This window comes from Kutzneria sp. CA-103260, assembly GCF_018263855.1.
Lineage (GTDB): Bacteria > Actinomycetota > Actinomycetes > Mycobacteriales > Pseudonocardiaceae > Kutzneria.
The window spans coordinates 8958016-8976122 of record NZ_CP073318.1 but is presented as its reverse complement, the minus strand read 5'-3'; the positions used below and the strand labels follow the sequence as shown (position 1 = coordinate 8976122).

At 70.1% G+C, this 18107-nt stretch carries 15 protein-coding genes and 1 tRNA gene; 5 read left to right on the top strand and 11 right to left on the bottom strand.

The genetic code is table 11. The features are described from left to right. The first annotated feature begins 43 nt into the window (after positions 1-43). The gene (locus JJ691_RS39755; protein ID WP_211764639.1) at positions 44-1234 is read left to right on the top strand and encodes a cytochrome P450; all 1191 of its coding nucleotides are present in this window, start codon (positions 44-46) and stop codon (positions 1232-1234) included. On the opposite strand, the gene clpB is transcribed toward JJ691_RS39755, so the two are convergent. The 4 genes from clpB to JJ691_RS39735 form a co-directional block, all read right to left on the bottom strand. Further along, positions 1224-3815, bottom strand: a complete 2592-nt coding sequence (gene clpB / locus JJ691_RS39750) for an ATP-dependent chaperone ClpB (RefSeq protein WP_211764638.1) — start codon at positions 3813-3815, stop codon at positions 1224-1226. The genes JJ691_RS39755 and clpB overlap by 11 nt on opposite strands. Before the next feature lie 232 nt (positions 3816-4047). Beyond that, entirely contained in the window at positions 4048-4497 is a 450-nt protein-coding gene (locus tag JJ691_RS39745; protein WP_211764637.1) for a MarR family winged helix-turn-helix transcriptional regulator, read from the bottom strand. Further along, positions 4497-4946 (bottom strand): MarR family winged helix-turn-helix transcriptional regulator, encoded by a 450-nt coding sequence (locus tag JJ691_RS39740; RefSeq protein WP_211764636.1) that lies wholly within the window; start codon positions 4944-4946, stop codon positions 4497-4499. Before JJ691_RS39740 ends, JJ691_RS39745 begins: the two co-directional genes overlap by 1 nt. Positions 4947-5008: 62 nt before the next feature. Next, positions 5009-5752: a pyridoxamine 5'-phosphate oxidase family protein gene (locus JJ691_RS39735; RefSeq protein WP_249227307.1), complete on the bottom strand. Its 744-nt coding sequence runs from the start codon at positions 5750-5752 to the stop codon at positions 5009-5011. Between the two features lie 302 nt (positions 5753-6054). On the opposite strand from JJ691_RS39735, the gene JJ691_RS39730 reads away from it, so the two are divergent. After that, on the top strand, positions 6055-7158 hold the full coding sequence (locus JJ691_RS39730) for an FAD-binding oxidoreductase (protein ID WP_249227306.1): 1104 nt from the start codon (positions 6055-6057) through the stop codon (positions 7156-7158). Positions 7159-7259: 101 nt separating this feature from the next. Here JJ691_RS39730 and JJ691_RS39725 read toward each other — a convergent pair whose 3' ends face one another. Genes JJ691_RS39725 through dnaK form a run of 4 tightly spaced genes read right to left on the bottom strand, consistent with a single transcriptional unit; the run spans position 7260 to position 11337 of the window. After that, complete coding sequence (locus tag JJ691_RS39725; RefSeq protein WP_211764633.1) at positions 7260-7688, bottom strand: heat shock protein transcriptional repressor HspR; 429 nt, start codon at positions 7686-7688, stop codon at positions 7260-7262. Continuing rightward, positions 7688-8869: a molecular chaperone DnaJ gene (gene dnaJ, locus JJ691_RS39720; RefSeq protein WP_211764632.1), complete on the bottom strand. Its 1182-nt coding sequence runs from the start codon at positions 8867-8869 to the stop codon at positions 7688-7690. Before dnaJ ends, JJ691_RS39725 begins: the two co-directional genes overlap by 1 nt. Positions 8870-8893: 24 nt before the next feature. Next, on the bottom strand, positions 8894-9490 hold the full coding sequence (gene grpE, locus JJ691_RS39715; protein ID WP_211764631.1) for a nucleotide exchange factor GrpE: 597 nt from the start codon (positions 9488-9490) through the stop codon (positions 8894-8896). After that, positions 9487-11337: a molecular chaperone DnaK gene (gene dnaK / locus JJ691_RS39710; RefSeq protein ID WP_211764630.1), complete on the bottom strand. Its 1851-nt coding sequence runs from the start codon at positions 11335-11337 to the stop codon at positions 9487-9489. Before dnaK ends, grpE begins: the two co-directional genes overlap by 4 nt. Positions 11338-11569: 232 nt before the next feature. Between dnaK and JJ691_RS39705 the strand changes: the two genes are divergently transcribed. Beyond that, positions 11570-13777 carry a (Fe-S)-binding protein gene (locus tag JJ691_RS39705; RefSeq protein ID WP_211764629.1) on the top strand — a complete coding sequence of 736 codons (2208 nt, stop codon included), beginning with the start codon at positions 11570-11572 and terminating at the stop codon, positions 13775-13777. Between the two features lie 55 nt (positions 13778-13832). Here the strand turns inward: JJ691_RS39705 and JJ691_RS39700 are convergent, their stop codons facing one another. After that, positions 13833-14858, bottom strand: a complete 1026-nt coding sequence (locus JJ691_RS39700) for an LPXTG cell wall anchor domain-containing protein (protein ID WP_211764628.1) — start codon at positions 14856-14858, stop codon at positions 13833-13835. Positions 14859-15033: 175 nt separating this feature from the next. On the opposite strand from JJ691_RS39700, the gene JJ691_RS39695 reads away from it, so the two are divergent. After that, on the top strand, positions 15034-16017 hold the full coding sequence (locus tag JJ691_RS39695; protein ID WP_211764627.1) for a cation diffusion facilitator family transporter: 984 nt from the start codon (positions 15034-15036) through the stop codon (positions 16015-16017). Here the strand turns inward: JJ691_RS39695 and dcd are convergent. Beyond that, positions 16014-16595: a dCTP deaminase gene (gene dcd / locus JJ691_RS39690; protein ID WP_211764626.1), complete on the bottom strand. Its 582-nt coding sequence runs from the start codon at positions 16593-16595 to the stop codon at positions 16014-16016. The two genes, JJ691_RS39695 and dcd, sit on opposite strands and share 4 nt — an antisense overlap. A gap of 69 nt (positions 16596-16664) precedes the next feature. On the opposite strand from dcd, the gene JJ691_RS39685 reads away from it, so the two are divergent. Then, positions 16665-16735 (top strand) — tRNA-Gly (locus tag JJ691_RS39685). 388 nt (positions 16736-17123) lie between these two features. Here JJ691_RS39685 and JJ691_RS39680 read toward each other — a convergent pair. After that, entirely contained in the window at positions 17124-17990 is an 867-nt protein-coding gene (locus JJ691_RS39680) for a LysR family transcriptional regulator (RefSeq protein WP_211764625.1), read from the bottom strand. Positions 17991-18107 lie beyond the last annotated feature (117 nt).

Here is an 18107-nt window from a genome sequence, read left to right as displayed (position 1 = left end):
ACGAAGATCACTAGTGGGTCAGTTCTCCCGAGAAGGAGTAACCATGGGCCTCCCCGTCATCCCGTTCGGCACGCCGCAGTCGCTCGACACCGACCCGGCCGCCCTCGACCTGCTGGCCAGGGGCCCGGTGGCCCGGGTCCGGTTCGGGGCCGACGGCCCGGAGGGCTGGCTGGTGCTCGGCTACCAGGCGGCGCGCCAGGTGATGACCGACCCGAGATTCAGCCGCGAGGCCGCGATGACCGCTGCGACGCCGAAGTCCAGCACCGCCAGCGACGCCCCGGACGTGCTGTCCAACCAGGACGCGCCCAACCACACCCGGGTCCGCCGGCTGATGGCCAAGGCCTTCACGCCGCGCCGGGTGGACGCCTTCGCGCCGACCGTGCAGCGGATCATCGACCAGCTGCTGGACGACGTCGAGGCGCACGGCGCGCCGGCCGACCTGCTGGGGCTGTTCGCCGCCCCGCTGCCGATCAAGGTCATCTGCGAGCTGATGGGCGTGCCGGACATGGACGTCACCCGGATGCGTGACTGGGCCGAGAAGCTGATGGCGGTCTACCTGTATTCGCCCGAGCAGATCCTGGCCGCCCAGGACGACCTGCAGGCGTACCTGAACGAGTTGATCGAGCACAAGCGGGCCAACCTGGCCGAGGACGTGACCACCGCGCTGGTGCAGGCCCGCGACGAGGGCGACCGGCTCAGCCACGCCGAGCTGGTGATCAACCTCCAGTCGCTGCTGGTCGCCGGCCACGAGACCACGGTCAACCAGCTGGCCAACGGCATCGTCACGCTGTCCCGGCACCCCGAGCAGTTCGACAAGCTCAAGGCCGATCTGGACCTGGTGCCGGGCGCCGTGCACGAGATCATGCGCTACGTGAAGTTCTCGAACGCGGACCTGCCGCGGACCGCGGTCGAGGACGTGGAGCTGGGCGGCCAGCTGATCAGGGCCGGCGACACGGTGACGCTGCCGCCGCACATGCCCAACCGCGACCCCGAGGCCTTCGAGAACCCCAACGTGTTCGACGTGACCAGGGCCAACGCCGACGACCACCTCAGCTTCACCTACGGCCCGCACTACTGCCTGGGCGCGCATCTGGCCAACACCGAGCTGCGCCTGGCGTTGCGCTCGGTGTTGGCCAGATTCCCGAAACTCCAGGTCGCGGTCCCGGACGACCAGCTCGTCTGGAAGGACGGCATGATCGTCCGGGCGCTGCGGGAGCTGCCGGTCAGCTGGTGAGGGACCGCCCGACCATCAGGCCGGAGTTGTCCTCCACCACGTCGACCAGCACGGTGTCGCCGTCCCGGATCTCGCCGGCCAGCAGCTCCTTGGCCAGCTGGTCGCCGATCGAGGACTGCACCAGGCGGCGCAGCGGGCGGGCGCCGTAGACCGGGTCGAACCCGTTGAGCGCCAGCCAGTCGCGGGCGGCCGGCGAGACCTCCAGCGTCAGCCGGCGCTGGGCCAGCCGCTTGCCCAGCCGGTCGACCTGGATGTCCACGATCGAGGTGAGCTCCTCGGTGGCCAGCGCGTGGAAGACCACCAGGTCGTCCAGCCGGTTGAGGAACTCCGGCTTGAAGTGCCGCTGCACGGTCGAGAGCACCGCGTCCTTGCGCTGCCGCTCGGTCAGCACCGGGTCGGCGATGGCCTGCGAGCCGAGGTTGGAGGTGAGCACCAGGATCGTGTTGCGGAAGTCCACCGTGCGGCCCTGGCCGTCGGTCAGCCGACCGTCGTCCAGCACCTGCAGCAGCACGTCGAACACGTCCGGGTGCGCCTTCTCGACCTCGTCGAGCAGCACCACCGAGTAGGGCCGGCGGCGCACCGCCTCGGTCAGCTGGCCGCCCTGGTCGTAGCCGACGTAGCCGGGCGGGGCGCCGACCAGGCGGGCCACCGAGTGCTTCTCGGCGTACTCGCTCATGTCGATGCGGATCATCGCCCGCTCGTCGTCGAACAGGAACTCGGCCAGCGCCTTGGCCAGCTCGGTCTTGCCCACGCCGGTGGGGCCGAGGAACAGGAACGAGCCGGTGGGACGGTCCGGGTCGGCCACGCCGGCCCGGGTCCGGCGCACCGCGTCGGACACCACGCGGACCGCCTCGGCCTGGCCGACGACCCGCCGGCTCAGCTCGTCCTCCATCCGCAGCAGCTTGGCCGTCTCACCTTCGAGCAGCCGCCCGGCCGGGATGCCGGTCCACGCGCTGACCACGTCGGCCACGTCGTCCGGGCCGACCTCCTCCTTGAGCATCACGTCGCCACTGGGCGTGTTCGCGGTGGCCGCGGCCAGGTCCTTCTCCAGCGCCGGGATGCGGCCGTAGCGCAGCTCGGCGGCGCGGCCCAGGTCGCTGTCCCGCTCGGCCCGCTCGGACTCGCCGCGCAGCTGCTCCAGCTGCTCCTTGAGCTCGCGGACCTTCTCGATGGAGCCCTTCTCGTTCTGCCACCGGGCGGTCAGCGCGGACAGCTGCTCGCGCTTCTCGGCCAGCTCGGCCCGCAGCGTGTCCAGCCGGTCCTTGGAGGCCTGGTCGGACTCCTTCTCCAGAGCCATCTCCTCGATCTCGAGACGGCGCACGGCCCGCTCCACCTCGTCGATCTCCACCGGCCGGGAGTCGATCTCCATCCGCAGCCGGGACGCGGCCTCGTCGACCAGGTCGATGGCCTTGTCCGGGAGGAAGCGGGCGGTGATGTACCGGTCGGACAGGGTCGCGGCGGCCACCAGCGCGGTGTCGGTGATGCGGACACCGTGGTGCACCTCGTAGCGCTCCTTGAGGCCGCGCAGGATGCCGATGGTGTCCTCCACGCTCGGCTCGCCCACCAGCACCTGCTGGAACCGGCGCTCCAGCGCGGGGTCCTTCTCGATGTGCTGGCGGTACTCGTCCAGCGTGGTCGCGCCGACCATGCGCAGCTCGCCGCGGGCCAGCATGGGCTTGATCATGTTGCCGGCGTCCATCGCGCCCTCGCCGGTCGCGCCGGCGCCGACGATGGTGTGCAGCTCGTCGATGAAGGTGATGACCTGACCGGCGGAGTCGGTGATCTCCTTGAGCACGGCCTTGAGCCGCTCCTCGAACTCACCGCGGAACTTCGCGCCGGCGACCATGGAGCCCAGGTCGAGCGAGATGACCCGCTTGCCGCGCAGCGACTCCGGCACGTCGCCGGCGACGATGCGCTGGGCCAGGCCCTCGACGATGGCGGTCTTGCCGACGCCGGGCTCGCCGATCAGCACCGGGTTGTTCTTGGTGCGCCGGGACAGCACCTGCACGACACGGCGGATCTCGGCGTCGCGGCCGATCACCGGGTCGAGCTCGCCGTCACGGGCGCGCTGGGTCAGGTCGACGCCGTACTTCTCCAGCGCCTGGAAGGTGCCCTCCGGGTCCGGGCTGGTGATCCGGGCCGAGCCGCGGACCTTGGTGAAGGCCTCCCGCAGCGCGTCCGGGGTGGCGCCGTGCCGGCGCAGCAGGTCGGCGACCTGCCCGCCCTCGGCGGCCAGCCCCACCAGCAGGTGCTCGGTGGACACGTACTCGTCGCCCATCTCGGTGGCCAGCCGCTGGGCGTGCGTGATCACCCGCAGGCCGTCGCGGGACAGCTGCGGGGCGGACATGGTGGCGCCGGTCGCCGACGGCAGCGAGTGCGCGAGCTTCTCCAACTCGGCGCGCACCTGCGCCGGATCGGCCCCGACCGCGGTGAGCAGCGGGGCGGTCAGACCGTCGCCCTGGGCCAGCAGCGCGGCGAGCAGGTGCACGGGCGTGATGTCGGGGTTACCGGCCATCGTCGCGGCCTGGGCCGCCTCGGACACCGCCTGCTGCGTCTTCGTGGTCGGGTTGAACTGGTTCATCTCCCACCTTCGGGCGAGACTCGGGGACACTAGCTTCAACGTCAGAAAAGTTGAGTCTGTTCCGCTCAAGTCAAAGCATACCCGAGTGAGCCGGCTCACCCCACGCTGTCACGGCCGGTCAGCCGCCACACCCGCGGCGTTCACCCACATGCGAACCAGGCTTGTCCACACCGGTACCCCGGTTATCCACAATCCCCAGGTGACGATCCACAGGGCTGGGCCGTCCGGGTGGTCACGCTTCCAGCGTGCCGCGGATGGCTGCCACCAGGTCGCGCAGCACCCCGTTGGCCGAAGCCAGCCGCTCGTCGTCCCAGCCGTCCAGCGCGCCCCGGATCAGGTCGGCCTGCTTGCGCTTCCAGCCGGCCAGCACCTCGACGCCGCGCTCGGTCGGGCTGATCAGGGCCACCCGGCCGTCGCTGGGCGAGGGCCGGCGGTTGACCAGGCCCACCTTCTCCAGCTGGGCGATCTGCCGGCTGACCACCGAGGTGTCCACCACCCGGTGCTCGGCCAGGTCCGACACCCGGCACTCACCCCGGGCCACCACGTCGGCCAGCAGCGCGCCGGCCGCCGGGTGCAGGCCGAAGTCGTCGTCCCAGAACCGCATCCGCACCGCGTTCTGGATCTGGTTGAGCATCCGCAACTGGCGGATCAGCTCCAGCGACTGCTCTTCCGACGGCCCCATCACAACACCTCGTTCAGCCGCTCCAGCAGCGCGGAGAAGGTATGCATGTCCTCGGTGGACCAGTGCGACAGCCGCTCCCGCAACAGCGTGCGGCGGTCGTTGCGGACGGCGTCGAGCCGGTCGTGGCCGATGGCCGTGAGCTGCACGATCCGGGCCCGGCCGTCGGCGCTGTCCACGGCCCGCTCCAGCAGCCCGAGCTCCTCCAGCCGAGCGATCTGCCGGCTCACCGTCGACTTGTCCAGGCCGGTGCGCTCCACGATCTCGGCGGCACGCACCGGGCCGGTCTCGTACAGGTGCACGAGCAGCGCGTAGGACGCGGTGTCCAGGCCGGGGTGGACCTGTTTGGCGACCTGCAGGGAGAAGCTGCGGGCCCGGCCGAACAGCACCGAGAGCGACCGCTCCACGGCCTGGGCTGCCTCCCGGCGGTCAGCCTGCTCGTGCTCGTCCACCCTGGTCCTCCATCCGCGTCACACGAACGTCAAACCGTAGTGGGCGGGGTGTCCGATCCCTGCTAGTGGGCCGCAGTTCTCGCCGATCGGACGCCGAAGTAGTCCCCGCCCTTGCGGCGACCGTCGTCGGTGCCCCAGTCCCGGGTGCGGTCCACCGGCACCAGCCGGGGGATGTGCTTCCGGCAGTGAATGTAGGCCTCGACCACTTCCAGCACCACCCAGCGTTCAGGGGTCCGGCCGCGGTCGAACTCGGCCGGCAGCTCGGGGTGCACGGCCCGCAGCTCGGCGTCGTCGACGATGCGGGCCCGGCCGTTGACGTGCAGGCCGATCAGGTCGTCCACGAAGTCGACCAGCAGCATGGCCACGTGCGCGTTCTCGCTGATGTTGCCGAGGCTGGCCATCACGCCGTTGCCGCGGTACTCGGGGTAGGCCAGCCAGCGCTCGCCCAGCACCCGCACGAAGCCGGACGGGCCGGCGCGGAAGGACACGTCGCACTCGCCGCCCGCGTCCGAGGTGCCGATGAAGGCCATGTCCATGCGGGCGACGAAGGCCCGCATCTCGTCGTTGAGGTGGTCCAGGACCTGGTCGCGGTAGAACCGGTTGGCCCGGTCGGCCGTGCCGAAGGCCCGTTGCAGCAGGTGCTCTCCTCGGGAGCCGGGTAAGTCGTCGTCCCCGGGGTGGGGTCCGAGCAGTTCATCGGGGTGCAGGGTGATGTCGGTCACCGCGGGGGACGGTGCGTCCGACAGCTCCAGTTGGAGCAGCTCTGGACCGGCGGTACCGGTCGGAGCAAGGTGGACGGGGGTCACGGTGGCCCACCGTGCCATGCCGGACGCGTTCTGCACACCCCCGGCGGCTTGTTCGCCCGTTCGTAGGGCGGTCTGTCAACGGTTAGTGACTCCGGTCCACCCGAACGAGGCATCAAGTCCCACAAACTCCCGATGTCGAGTTAGGGTCCACCCTGTCGGGGGACGGATGCTTGACCACGGAGCGCCTTGCCAGGTGCCCCTGACTACGTGGAGACTGCGCCCGGACCATGACAGCCAACGCCGTGTTGAATCCCTTGCCTTCGACCACTCCTCACCGCGAACCGCCACCGGGTGTCACCGCGATGGTGCGGATGATTCGCGAGAGCTTCGCGGTCGTTGAACCGTGCGCTGACGAAGTGGCGAAATTCTTCTACGGGATGCTGTTCAGCCTCGCGCCGACCACCCGCGACATGTTCCCGGTGAACATGGAGGTGCAGCGCAGTCGGCTGCTGCGGGCCCTGGTGCACGTCGTGCAGATGGTCGACCGCCCCGACGACCTGATCCCGTTCCTGCGCCAGCTCGGCCGCGACCACCGCAAGTTCGGTGTGGTGGCCAGTCACTACGAGGCCGTCGGCACGGCGCTGCTGGCCGCCATCAAGAAGTTCGCCGGCAAGGCGTGGACGCCGCAGGTCGAGCGGGCCTGGGCCGAGGCCTACACGATCATGGCCCGGTCCATGCAGGAGGCCGCCGCGGCCGACGAGGGCCCGGCCTTCTGGCCGGCCACCGTGGTCGAGCACAAGCGGCTGAGCTGGGGCCTGGCCATGGTGCGGGTGCAGCCCGACTACCCGGTGCCCTACCAGCCCGGCCAGTACGTGAGCGTGGAAACCCCGCAGCGGCCCCGGCTGTGGCGCTACTTCAGCCCGGCCAACGCGCCGCGCGAGGACGGCACCATCGAGTTCCACATCCGCGCCGTCAACAGCGGCTGGGTGAGCCGCTCGATCGTGGCCCACACCCAGGTCGGCGACCAGTGGCGGATCGGCGCGCCGATGGGCCGGCTCGCCGTGGACCGCGAGGCCGGCAAGGACGTCCTGATGGTCGCCGGCGGCACCGGCGTCTCCCCGATGCGGTCGATCCTGGACAACCTGGCCCAGTGGGGCGAGAACCCCCGCGTGCACCTGTTCGTCGGCGGCCGCACCCGCGAGGACCTCTACGACCTGGAGAACCTGCAGCGCATCGCCCAGAGCAACCCGTGGCTGACGGTGGTGCCGGTGGTGGAGTCGGAGCCGGGCCTGCAGGGCTACGAGCACGGCTCGCTGGCCGACGTGGTCACCCGCTACGGCTCCTGGTCCGACCGCGAGGTCCTGGTCTGCGGCTCGCCGGCGATGATCCGGGCCACTGTCTCCCGGATGCTGGTGGCGGGCACCCCGTTGGACCACATCCGCTACGACCCGTTCACCCTGGACTGACCCCACAAACACCGCGAGTCCCGCTCTGGGGCAACTGAATGTCGAGTTCGGAACTCGACACATGGTTGCCCGAGAGCGGGACTCGCGGGTTTTCAGGATGGCTACTTTTTCGGCTTCCAGACCACGATCTGCTGTTGCTGGCGGACCGGGACCAGGTCCCGGCGGTAGGAGGCGTGCACCGCGGCCGCCGCCTGCTCGGCCGCCGCGTGGGCCGCGGCCAGCTCCTCCAGCACCTCGGTCAGCCGGGCCTTGAGCGCGTCCACCTGGTTCTCCAGGTCGATGATGCGCTTGATGCCGGCCAGGTTGACGCCCTCTTCCTGGGACAGCCGCTGCACCTCGCGCAGCAGCGAGATGTCCCGGGCCGAGTAGCGGCGACCGCCGCCGGTGGCCCGGCCCGGAGACACCAGACCGAGCCGGTCGTAGCTGCGCAGGGTCTGCGCGTGCAGCCCGGACAGCTGGGCCGCCACCGAGATCACGAAAACCGGGGTGTCCTCGTTGGCTCCCGGCGGGAACGAGAACGGGTTGCCCATCACGCGTCACCCTTTCCCAGCAGATCGTCCAGCTCTGCCCTCGGGTCGTGGCCGGCGGTGGCCTCGGCGTACGCCTTGAGCGCCTCCTCGGCCTTGCCGTCCAGTCGCGCCGGCACCGCCACCTGGAGCGTCACCAGCAGGTCTCCCGTGCGGCCGTCGCGGCGCTCGATGCCCTTGCCGCGCACCCGCAGGATCCGGCCGCTGGCCGTGCCCGGGTGCACCTTCACGTTGACCTTCGAGTCCAGCGTCGGCACCGTCAGTGTGGTGCCCAGCGCCAGCTCGGGGAAGGTCACCGGGACCGTCACGGTGAGATCGTCACCGGAACGTCCGAACACCGCGTGCGGCGCGACGTGCACCCGCACGAACAGGTCGCCGTTGGGTCCGCCGTTGCGCCCGGGCTCGCCCTGGCCGGCCAGCCGGATCCGCTGACCGTCGTCGACGCCGGCCGGGATCCGCACGGTCAGGGTGCGCACCTTGGTGCTCACGCCCTCGCCGCCGCACTCCGGACACGGGTCGTCGATGATCTTGCCGGTGCCCCGGCAGTCGCGGCACGGCTCGCTGAACGCGAACGCGCCCTGGCTCCGGCTGACCAGGCCGGCGCCCTTGCAGGTCGGGCAGGTGCGTGGCGTGGTGCCCGGCTTGGCCCCCGACCCGTGGCAGGTGCCGCAGGTCGACGGGCTGGACAGCCGCAGCGGCACGGTCGCGCCCTTGACCGCCTCCACGAAGTCGATCCGCACGTCGGTCTCGACGTCGTCGCCGCGCTTGGCCCTGGTGGCCGACGACGCCGCCGCGCCACCCCGGCCGCGACCGCCGAACAGGCCGCCCAGCAGGTCGCCGAGGCCACCCTGGGCGCCACCGGCCTGGGCCCCGCCGAACAGGTCGCCGAGGTCGAACGAGCCGGAGCCGCCGCCGAAACCGCCACCGCCGGGCCGGAACCCGCCGGAGCCGAACAGCCGCCGCGCCTCGTCGTACTGCTTGCGCTTCTCCGCGTCCGACAGCACGCCGTAGGCCTGCGAGACCGACTTGAAGCGGGCCTCGGCCTTGGCGTCGCCGGGATTGGCGTCGGGGTGCAGCTCCCGGGCCAGCTTGCGGTACGCCTTCTTGATCTCGTCGGCCGAGGCGTCGGAGGAGACGCCCAGGTCGCCGTAGAAATCCTTGTCGATCCAATCCCGCGCGCTCACCGGGCGTCCCTCCCTTCGTTCGTGTTACTCAGCTGCTGCCGGCTCATGGTCGGTGACCGCGACCAGCGCCGGCCGCAGCAGGCGCTCGCCGTACCGGTAGCCGCGGCGCAACACCGCGGTCACGGTCGGTCCGGTCACCTCGGCCGAGGTGTTGTGCTGCACCGCCTCGTGCACCGAGGGATCGAATTCCTCGCCCTCGTGGCCGAACGGCTCCAGGCCGCTGGCCTGGAGCACCGCGACCAGCTTGTCGCTGACCGACTTGAACGCGCCGGTCAGGTCGCCGTGCGCGGCCGCCCGCTCCACGTCGTCGAGCACGCCCAGCAGCTCGGTGACGATCTGCCCCTTGGCGGCCAGGGCGTTGACCTCGCGGTCGCGCTCCACCCGCTTGCGGTAGTTGGCGTACTCGGCCTGCAGCCGCTGCAGGTCGGCGGTGCGCTCGTCCAGCTGCGCCTTGAACTCCGCGGCCGGGTCGGCCACGGCGTCCTCGGCGGCGTGCCGGCCGGCGGACTCGAGAGTCTCGTCGGCCAGCTCGCCCGGCTCCGGCTCGCGGAGCTGGCCCGTCTCCGGGTCGATCCGTCGGCGGTCGTTCACGACCACCGGCTGCTCCTGCTCGTCGCTCACTTCTTCGGGTCCTCGTCCACGATCTCGGCGTCAACCACGTTGTCGGCCTGCGGGCCGGCCTGCGCGCCCGGGGCGTCGCCGGCGGCCGCGCCCTCGGCGCCCGGGGTCGCGTTGGCGTACAGCGCGGAGCCCAGCGCCTGGGACTCGGAGGCCAGCTTCTCCACCGCGGACCGGATGACGCCGATGTCGGTGCCCTTGAGGGCCTCCTGGGCCTCGGCGATGGCCGCCTGCACCTTCTCCTTGGTGTCGGCCGGCAGCTTCTCGTCGTTGTCCTTGATGAACTTCTCGGTGCTGTAGACCAGCGTCTCCGCCTGGTTGCGGGTCTCGGCCTCCTCGCGGCGGCGCTTGTCCTCCTCCGCGTGCTCCTCGGCGTCGCGGACCATGCGGTCGATGTCGTCCTTCGGCAGCGCCGAGCCGCCGGTGATGGTCATCGACTGCTCCTTGCCGGTGCCCAGGTCCTTGGCCTGGACGTGCACGATGCCGTTGGCGTCGATGTCGAAGGTGACCTCGATCTGCGGCACGCCGCGCGGGGCCGGCGGCAGCCCGGTCAGCTCGAACATGCCGAGCTTCTTGTTCTGCGCCGCGAACTCGCGCTCGCCCTGGAAGACCTGGATCTGCACGGACGGCTGGTTGTCGTCGGCCGTGGTGAAGATCTCGGACCGCTTGGTGGGGATCGTGGTGTTGCGCTCGATCAGCTTGGTCATGATGCCGCCCTTGGTCTCGATGCCCAGGGACAGCGGGGTGACGTCGAGCAGCAGGACGTCCTTGACCTCGCCCTTCAGCACGCCGGCCTGCAGCGCGGCGCCGACGGCGACGACCTCGTCCGGGTTCACGCCCTTGTTCGGCTCGCGGCCGCCGGTCAGCTCCTTGACCAGCTCGGTCACGGCCGGCATGCGGGTGGAGCCGCCGACCAGCACCACGTGGTCGATGTCGGAGATCTTGACGCCGGCGTCCTTGATCACGTTGTTGAACGGCGCGCGGCAGCGGTCGAGCAGGTCAGCGGTGATCCGCTGGAACTCGGCGCGGGTCAGCGTCTCGTCCAGGAACAGCGGGTTCTTGTCGCTGTCCACGGTGATGTAGGGCAGGTTGATGCTGGCGGTGGAGGAGGAGGACAGCTCGATCTTGGCCTTCTCCGCGGCCTCCCGGATCCGCTGCAGCGCCATCTTGTCCTTGGTCAGGTCGATGCCGCTGGCGGTCTTGAACTTCTCCACCAGCCAGTTGACGACGCGCTGGTCCCAGTCGTCGCCGCCGAGGTGGTTGTCACCGGAGGTCGCGCGGACCTCGACCACGCCGTCGCCCAGCTCCAGCAGCGAGACGTCGAAGGTGCCGCCACCGAGGTCGAAGACCAGGATGGTCTGTTCCTTCTCGCCCTTGTCCAGGCCGTAGGCCAGGGCGGCGGAGGTGGGCTCGTTCACGATGCGCAGCACGTTGAGGCCCGCGATCTGGCCGGCCTCCTTGGTGGCCTGCCGCTGCGCGTCCTCGAAGTAGGCCGGGACGGTGATCACCGCGTCGGTGATCTCCTCGCCCAGGTAGGCCTCGGCGTCCCGCTTCAGCTTCATCAGCACCCGCGCGGAGATCTCCTGCGCGGTGTACTTCTTGTCGTCGATCTCCTGGGTCCACGACGTGCCGATGTGCCGCTTGACCGAGCGAATCGTCCGGTCGACGTTGGTGACGGCCTGGTTCTTGGCCGGCTGACCGGTCAGAACCTCGCCGTTCTTGGCGAACGCCACGATGGACGGGGTGGTACGCGAACCCTCGGAGTTGGCGATCACCGTCGGCTCACCGCCCTCAAGGACGGCGACGACGGAGTTGGTCGTCCCCAGGTCGATGCCGACCGCACGCGCCATTGAACTGCCTCCCGATACTGGTGCCCCGCTGCCGGTTGAGCAGCGTCGACTCAAGTTTGCCAGGCCGACCGGAGTTGAGTCCATTCCGCTCAAGCTTCCTGCTCGTCCAACGCGAGACCCGGCTCGGATGTTCCCACCGCTGTGCGATCCCGGCCACGTCAAGTAGTTACTGGCCAGTAACATCGTTTAGGCTTCCCGGACGACTTGTCCGTAACGGAAGGGCGAGGGAGCAATGGGTGCTCTACAGGTCACGCTCGGCGTGATCGGTGTTGCCGTCAGCCTGGTCGCGTGGGGGATGTTCGTCGCGGCCGTGCTGCGCCAGGTGCGGACCATCCGGCTCGGGCAGCCCGATCCCACCCGCAACGGCCCGTTCCTGCCCAGGCTCGGCACCCTGGTCAAGGAGTTCGCCGCGCACACCAGGATGGCCAAGGTGCGCACCGTCGCGCCGTGGCACTGGCTGGTGATGTGGGGCTTCCTGATCGGCTCGCTCGTGCTGTTCGAGGCCTACGGCGAGGTCTTCGTGCCGGCCTGGCACTGGCCGATCATCGGCGACTGGGCGGTGTGGAACTTCGTCACCGAGGTGCTCGGCGTGGGCACCGTGGTCGGCGGCGTGGCCCTGGCGGTGATCCGCCAGCTCAACCACCCGCGCCGGGCCGACCGGCTGTCCCGGTTCGCCGGCTCCAACTTCAGGCAGGCCTACTTCGTCGAGGCCGTGGTCATCATCGAGGGCCTGGGCATCCTCGGCGTGAAGGTCTTCAAGGAGGCCAGCGGGCTGGAGGACCAGCCGCTGTGGGCCAACTTCGTCACCGCGCCGCTGGGCCACCTGCTGCCGGCCAACCCCGACCTGGTGTCGGTGATGGCCGTGATCAAGCTGCTGTCCGGCATGATCTGGCTGGCCGTGGTCTCGAAGAACCTGACCATGGGCGTGGCCTGGCACCGGTTCAGCGCCTTCTTCAACATCTACTTCAAGCGCGAGGACGACGGCGCGGTGGCGCTGGGCGCGCTGCGGCCGATGATGAGCGCCGGCAAGCCGCTGGACTTCGAGGAGGCCGACCCGGAGAAAGACGTCTTCGGCGCCGGCAAGGTCGAGGACTTCAGCTGGAAGGGCTGGCTGGACTTCAGCACCTGCACCGAGTGCGGCCGCTGCCAGTCCCAGTGCCCGGCCTGGAACACCGGCAAGCCGCTCTCGCCCAAGCTGGTCATCACCCAGCTGCGCGACCACGCCTACGCCAAGGCCCCGTACCTGCTGGCCGGCGGCCGCAAGGACATGGCCGGCGACGAGATCGGCATCGTCGGCGACGACGCCGAGGCCCGGCTGGCCAAGATCGACGTGCTCGCCCTGGCCGAGTCCGGCCGGCCGCTGATCGGCGGTCCGGAGGAGATGGGCGTCATCGACCCCGACGTGCTGTGGTCGTGCACCAGCTGCGGCGCCTGCGTCGAGCAGTGCCCGGTGGACATCGAGCACGTCGACCACATCGTCGACATGCGCCGCTACCAGGTGCTGATCGAGTCCAACTTCCCCACCGAGCTCGGCGGGATGTTCAAGAACCTGGAGAACAAGGGCAACCCCTGGGGCCAGAACGCCAAGGACCGGCTGGCCTGGACCGAGGGCCTGCCGTTCGAGGTGCCGGTGTTCGGCGGCGAGCTGGCCGCCGACGTCGAGTACCTGTTCTGGGTCGGCTGCGCGGGCGCGTTCGAGGACCGGGCCAAGAAGACCACCCAGGCCGTGGCCGAGCTGCTGCACAACGCCGACGTGAAGTTCACCGTGCTCGGGCCGGAGGAGACCTGCACCGGCGACCCGGCCCGCCGCGCCGGCAACGAGTTCCTGTTCCAGATGCTGGCCCAGCAGAACGTCGAGGTGCTCAACACCGTCTTCGACGGACGGGAGCCGGGCAAGCGCAAGATCGTCGTCACCTGCGCGCACTGCTTCAACACCCTGGCCAACGAGTACCCGCAGCTGGGCGGCATGTACGAGGTCGTGCACCACACTCAGCTGCTCAACCGGCTGGTGCGGGAGAAGCGGCTGGTGCCGGTGGCCCCGATCGCCGAGGACGTCACCTACCACGACCCGTGCTACCTGGGCCGGCACAACAAGGTCTACGACGCGCCGCGCGAGCTGGTCGGCGCGACCGGGGCCGAGCTGCGGGAGATGCCGCGGCACGGTGACCGGTCCATGTGCTGCGGGGCCGGCGGCGCGCGGATGTGGATGGAGGAGCGGATCGGCAAGCGGATCAACGTCGAGCGGGTCGACGAGGCCCTCGGCACCGCGCCGACGAAGATCGCCACCGGCTGCCCGTTCTGCCGGGTCATGCTCAGCGACGGTCTGACCGCCCGGAAGTCGGAGCAGGCCGCCGGCGAGCACGTCGAGGTCGTCGACGTGGCGCAGCTGCTGCTCGCCGCCGTGAAGCGTGGCGACGAGCAGCCCGCGGCTCAGGTGTAGATCCGCACGTTCGAAGGGGGCGGTGCCTGCTGGCACCGTCCCCTTTCGTTTTGCCTCAGGCGCGGCGGCGGCGGGCGAGGAAGATCGCCCCGGCCCCGCCGGCCAGCAGTGTCAGGCCCGCGACCAGCGGCCACACCGGGTCCACGCCGGTGTTGGCCAGCGCCGCCGGCTTGGGGGCCGCGTAGCCAACCGGCTGAGCATTGGGGCTCGTCGGCGCCGGGGTGGTCGTGACGGTCGGCGCCGGGGTGGCCGTGGTCGTGCTCGGCGGCGTGGTCGAACCGGTGTCGACCGCGGTGACCTGCACCGACTTCTCGTTGTTGATCGGGTTCACGTCACCCTGGGTGTCGACCAGCTCAGCGGTGACCTTGCCGCTGGTCGGCTTGGTCACGGTGGCGGTGACCGTCCGGGTGATCACCGAGCTCGGGTCCTGGTTGTGGGTCGGCAGCAGGTCGACCGTCTGCGGGTTCGGGAACTCCACCCCCACACCCGGCGTCTCCTGGACCTTGTCCGGCTGGATGCCGTCCGGGAAGGCCACCCGCAGGTGGTAGTAGCCCGGGAAGTCGTTGGTGGTGACCGTGACGTCGTAGGTGAGGTGGTCGCCGACGTGCACCGGGTTGGCCTGCTCGGGCGTGAGGGCCTTCAGCCACGGGTCGGACTTGGCCGGCATGTAGCCCACGTCCATGTTGTCCAACACGCCGTCCACCGGCGGGTGGTCCACGTTCAGCCAGCCGTTGACCCAGTCGAAGTCGGAGTCGGTCGCGGCCGGGCCCTGGTGCGGGCGGGTCAGCGTGAACTTGCCGCCCTCGATGCTGAGCTGGCTGGCCTGCACCCGCGGCGAGTCGGCCTGGCCGGTGCCCATGTACGGCACGTCGGTCAGCGTGTAGCGACCCATCGCGTCGGTGGTGGTGTCGCCGATCTTGATGCCCGGCAGCACCGGCTCGTCGGCTTGGCGGATGCCATCCCCGTTCAGGTCCTTCCAGGCGACGCCCGAGATGGTGACGGTGCTGGTGTCGGCGTGCGCGGTCGCGACGGACAGTAGCGGCAGACCGAGTGCAAGAGCCGCGACGGCGAAGCGCTTCATAATAATTTCCCCCCTGCGGTGGTGTTGTCTCCGAGCAGGAGACGTGCCGCCAGTTGCACGGGTTGCCTTGCTACACAAGGGAAATCGACCGTCCATCATCGACTGTTCAGGTGAACGTCAAAGGACGCGCCAACTCTTAGCCTGGTTGCGCGCGAATTCGGTTACGGTAATTCCCGTGGCGGATGAAAGCAGCGGCGAGAGCACACTCACCGTGTTGGTGGCGCTTGGCATCAACGTCGGGATCGCCCTGATGAAGGCGGTCGCCGGCGTGCTCAGCGGATCGGCCGCGATGCTGGCCGAGGCCGGCCACTCGGTGGCCGACACCATCACCGAGGCGCTGCTGCTCACGGCGCTGCGCCGATCCGAACGGCCCGCCGACCGCCGGCACCCCTTCGGCTACGGCAAGGAGCGCTACTTCTGGTCGCTGCTGGCCGCCGTCTCGATCTTCACCTCCGGCGCCGTGTTCGCGTTCATCCAGGGCTACGACGCCCTGACCGGCGACGCCGCCGACGAGGGCAACCCGACCGTCGCCTACATCGTGCTGGCCCTGGGCTTCGTGCTGGAGTCCGTGTCGCTGTCGCGGGCCGTCGTCCAGATCCGCCGGGAGGCCGCCGAGGAGGGCACCTCCATCGTCAAGTACCTGGCCGACATCGACGACCCCACCGCCAAGACCGTGTTCTTCGAGGATGCCGCCGCCCTCATCGGCCTGCTGCTGGCGTTCTTCGGGCTGCTGCTGCACCAGCTCACCGGCTCCGTCGTCTACGACGGCGTCGCCTCGCTGCTCATCGCCGTGCTGCTCGCCGTGTGCGCCTACGTGCTCGGGCGCACCAACCGGGGCCTGCTCATCGGCCGGCAGGCCGACGTCGCCCTGGTCCGAGCCGTTCGCGCCCGCCTCGCCGCCGCCCCCGAGGTCGAAGTCGTCGTCGACCTGCTCACCATGCTCACCGGCACCGACCGGGTCCTGCTCTGCGCCCGCCTCGACTTCGACGACAACCTCGGCGCCGCCGACCTCGAACGGGCCTGCGTGCGCATCGCCGCCGAACTCACCGCCGAGTTCCCCTCGCTCGACGAGATCTTCCTCGAACCCGTGCCCCGCGAGGACCAGGACCTCCGGGCCCGTGTCCTGGCCCGCTACGGCCAGGAGTTCGTCGCCGACTAGCGGCTCGTGTCCGTGCGCTGGAAGTTCAGGTACGACCTCGACGGCGTCGGCCCCCGCTGGCCCTGATACCTCGACCCCGCGCGCTTCGACCCGTACGGATGCTCCGCCGGGCTCTCCAGCCGGAACAGGCACAGCTGGCCGATCTTCATGCCCGGCCACAACGTGATCGGCAGATTCGAGACGTTGGACAGCTCCAACGTGATGTGCCCCTCGAAACCCGGGTCGATGAAGCCCGCCGTCGAGTGCGTCAGCAGCCCCAGGCGCCCCAGCGAGGACTTGCCCTCCAGGCGGCCCGCCAGATCGTCCGGCAGGCTCACCCGCTCGAACGTCGCCCCCAGCACGAACTCCCCCGGATGCAGCACGAAGGGCTCATCGCCCTCCGTCTCCACCAGCGTCGTCAGGTCATCCTGCTGCTGACTCGGATCGATGTGCGTGTACTTCGTGTTGTTGAACACCCGGAAGAACCGGTCCAGCCGCACGTCGATGCTCGACGGCTGAACAAGATCCACCTCCAGCGGCTCCAACACCAGCCGCCCGGCCTCGATCTCTTTGCGCAGGTCCCGGTCACTCAGCAGCACCCGGACAGCGTAGCCGCCCACCCGGGTGCTGGACGCCCACGCCCCGTCGTGTAAGCTACGGACGATCATGCGGGTGTAGTTCAATGGTAGAATGACAGCTTCCCAAGCTGTAAACGCGGGTTCGATTCCCGTCACCCGCTCGGTGCTGAGGGGTCTGCGTTCGCGGAATGCGCGAACCTGGGCCCCTCGCAGTGTTTTCTGGGGCTCTCGCCCCAGACCCCAAGCAAGGGGGCTTCGCCCCCTTGACCCCCAAACTCCGGGTTGAAGGCTCCGTTTGGGGGGCTTCGCTTCGCTCGCCCTGGGTCGCCAGGTAGGGCTTCGCTTCGCTCGGCCGGAGGCTTGGCTGCTGGTCCCTGACTGCCGCTGTGGTTTGCCTGGGCCGTTTTGATGTCTCTTGCGGCCCTCAACTTTCTCAGCTGCCGCTTGCGGTTGCTGTGGCCTTCCTTCGCTGATCTCGCTTCGCTTCCATCCCCCTCGCGCTCTGCCTGCCCGATCCCACGGCTGGGCCGTCTCGCTCATTCCTTCCTCTCAGGCCGTGGCCAGGAGGGCGTCGAAGACGGTTTTCAGGTGGGGGCGGGATTGGCGGCCGCGGCGGGTGGCTAGGTAGATGGGGTTCAGAACGGGGGCGGGAGGGCGGTGGAGGATCGCGAGGCGGCCGGCGTCCAGGGCGGCGCGGGCGTGGTGGATGGGGACGACGGAGAGCAGGGTGCTGTCGGCGGCGTAGGCGAGGATCGAGGTCATGTCCGGGATGGTGACGGCGGCGTGCGGGGCGGGGAGGTCCCAGCAGGAGCGGAAATAGCGGCGCAGCATGGGCATGGCCTCGGAGTAGCCGACGAAGCGGCGTGAGGTGAGGTCCTCGATGCGGAACGGGGGCTGGTCGGGGCGGCCGATGAGGACGAACTCCTCGTCGAACCAGTGGCGAAGGTGCAGCCGGGTGCGGGGAGTGCCCTCGATCTTGGTGATGACGGCGATGTCGAGGCGGTCGTCGAGCAGGGCGGCGATGAGGTCGTCGGACAGGCCGACCCGGTGGCGGAGGCAGACGCCCTGGTCGACCAGGGGGCCGAGGGCGGTGGCGATGTGGTGGTCGAACTGGGCGGCGGGGGCGCCGAGGAAGACGGGGCCGGCGTCGAGGGTGCGACGGCCGTCGATGACGAGGTCGAGACCGTCCAGGTGCGGGGCGACCTCGGCGGCGAGGACGTGGCCGGCCTCGGTGGGGGCGATGCCCCGGCCGGACCGGGCGAACAGGGGCCGGCCGGTGAAGGTCTCGACGGTGCGCAGGTGATGGGACACCGCGGGCTGTGACAAACCCAACTGCTCGGCGGCCCGGGCCACGCCGCCCGTCCGGTAGACGGCGAGGAACGAGCGGAGTGCGACCAGGTCCTGGGCGGTGGACACGACCACAGCTTATCGGTGGCTGCCATGCCATAAACCTGATGAATGAGTCGGGCCACAGCAGGCGATGGCCCGGCGCGAAGGCCGGACGTTTCATGAGGGCCGCCACCATCTTTCGAG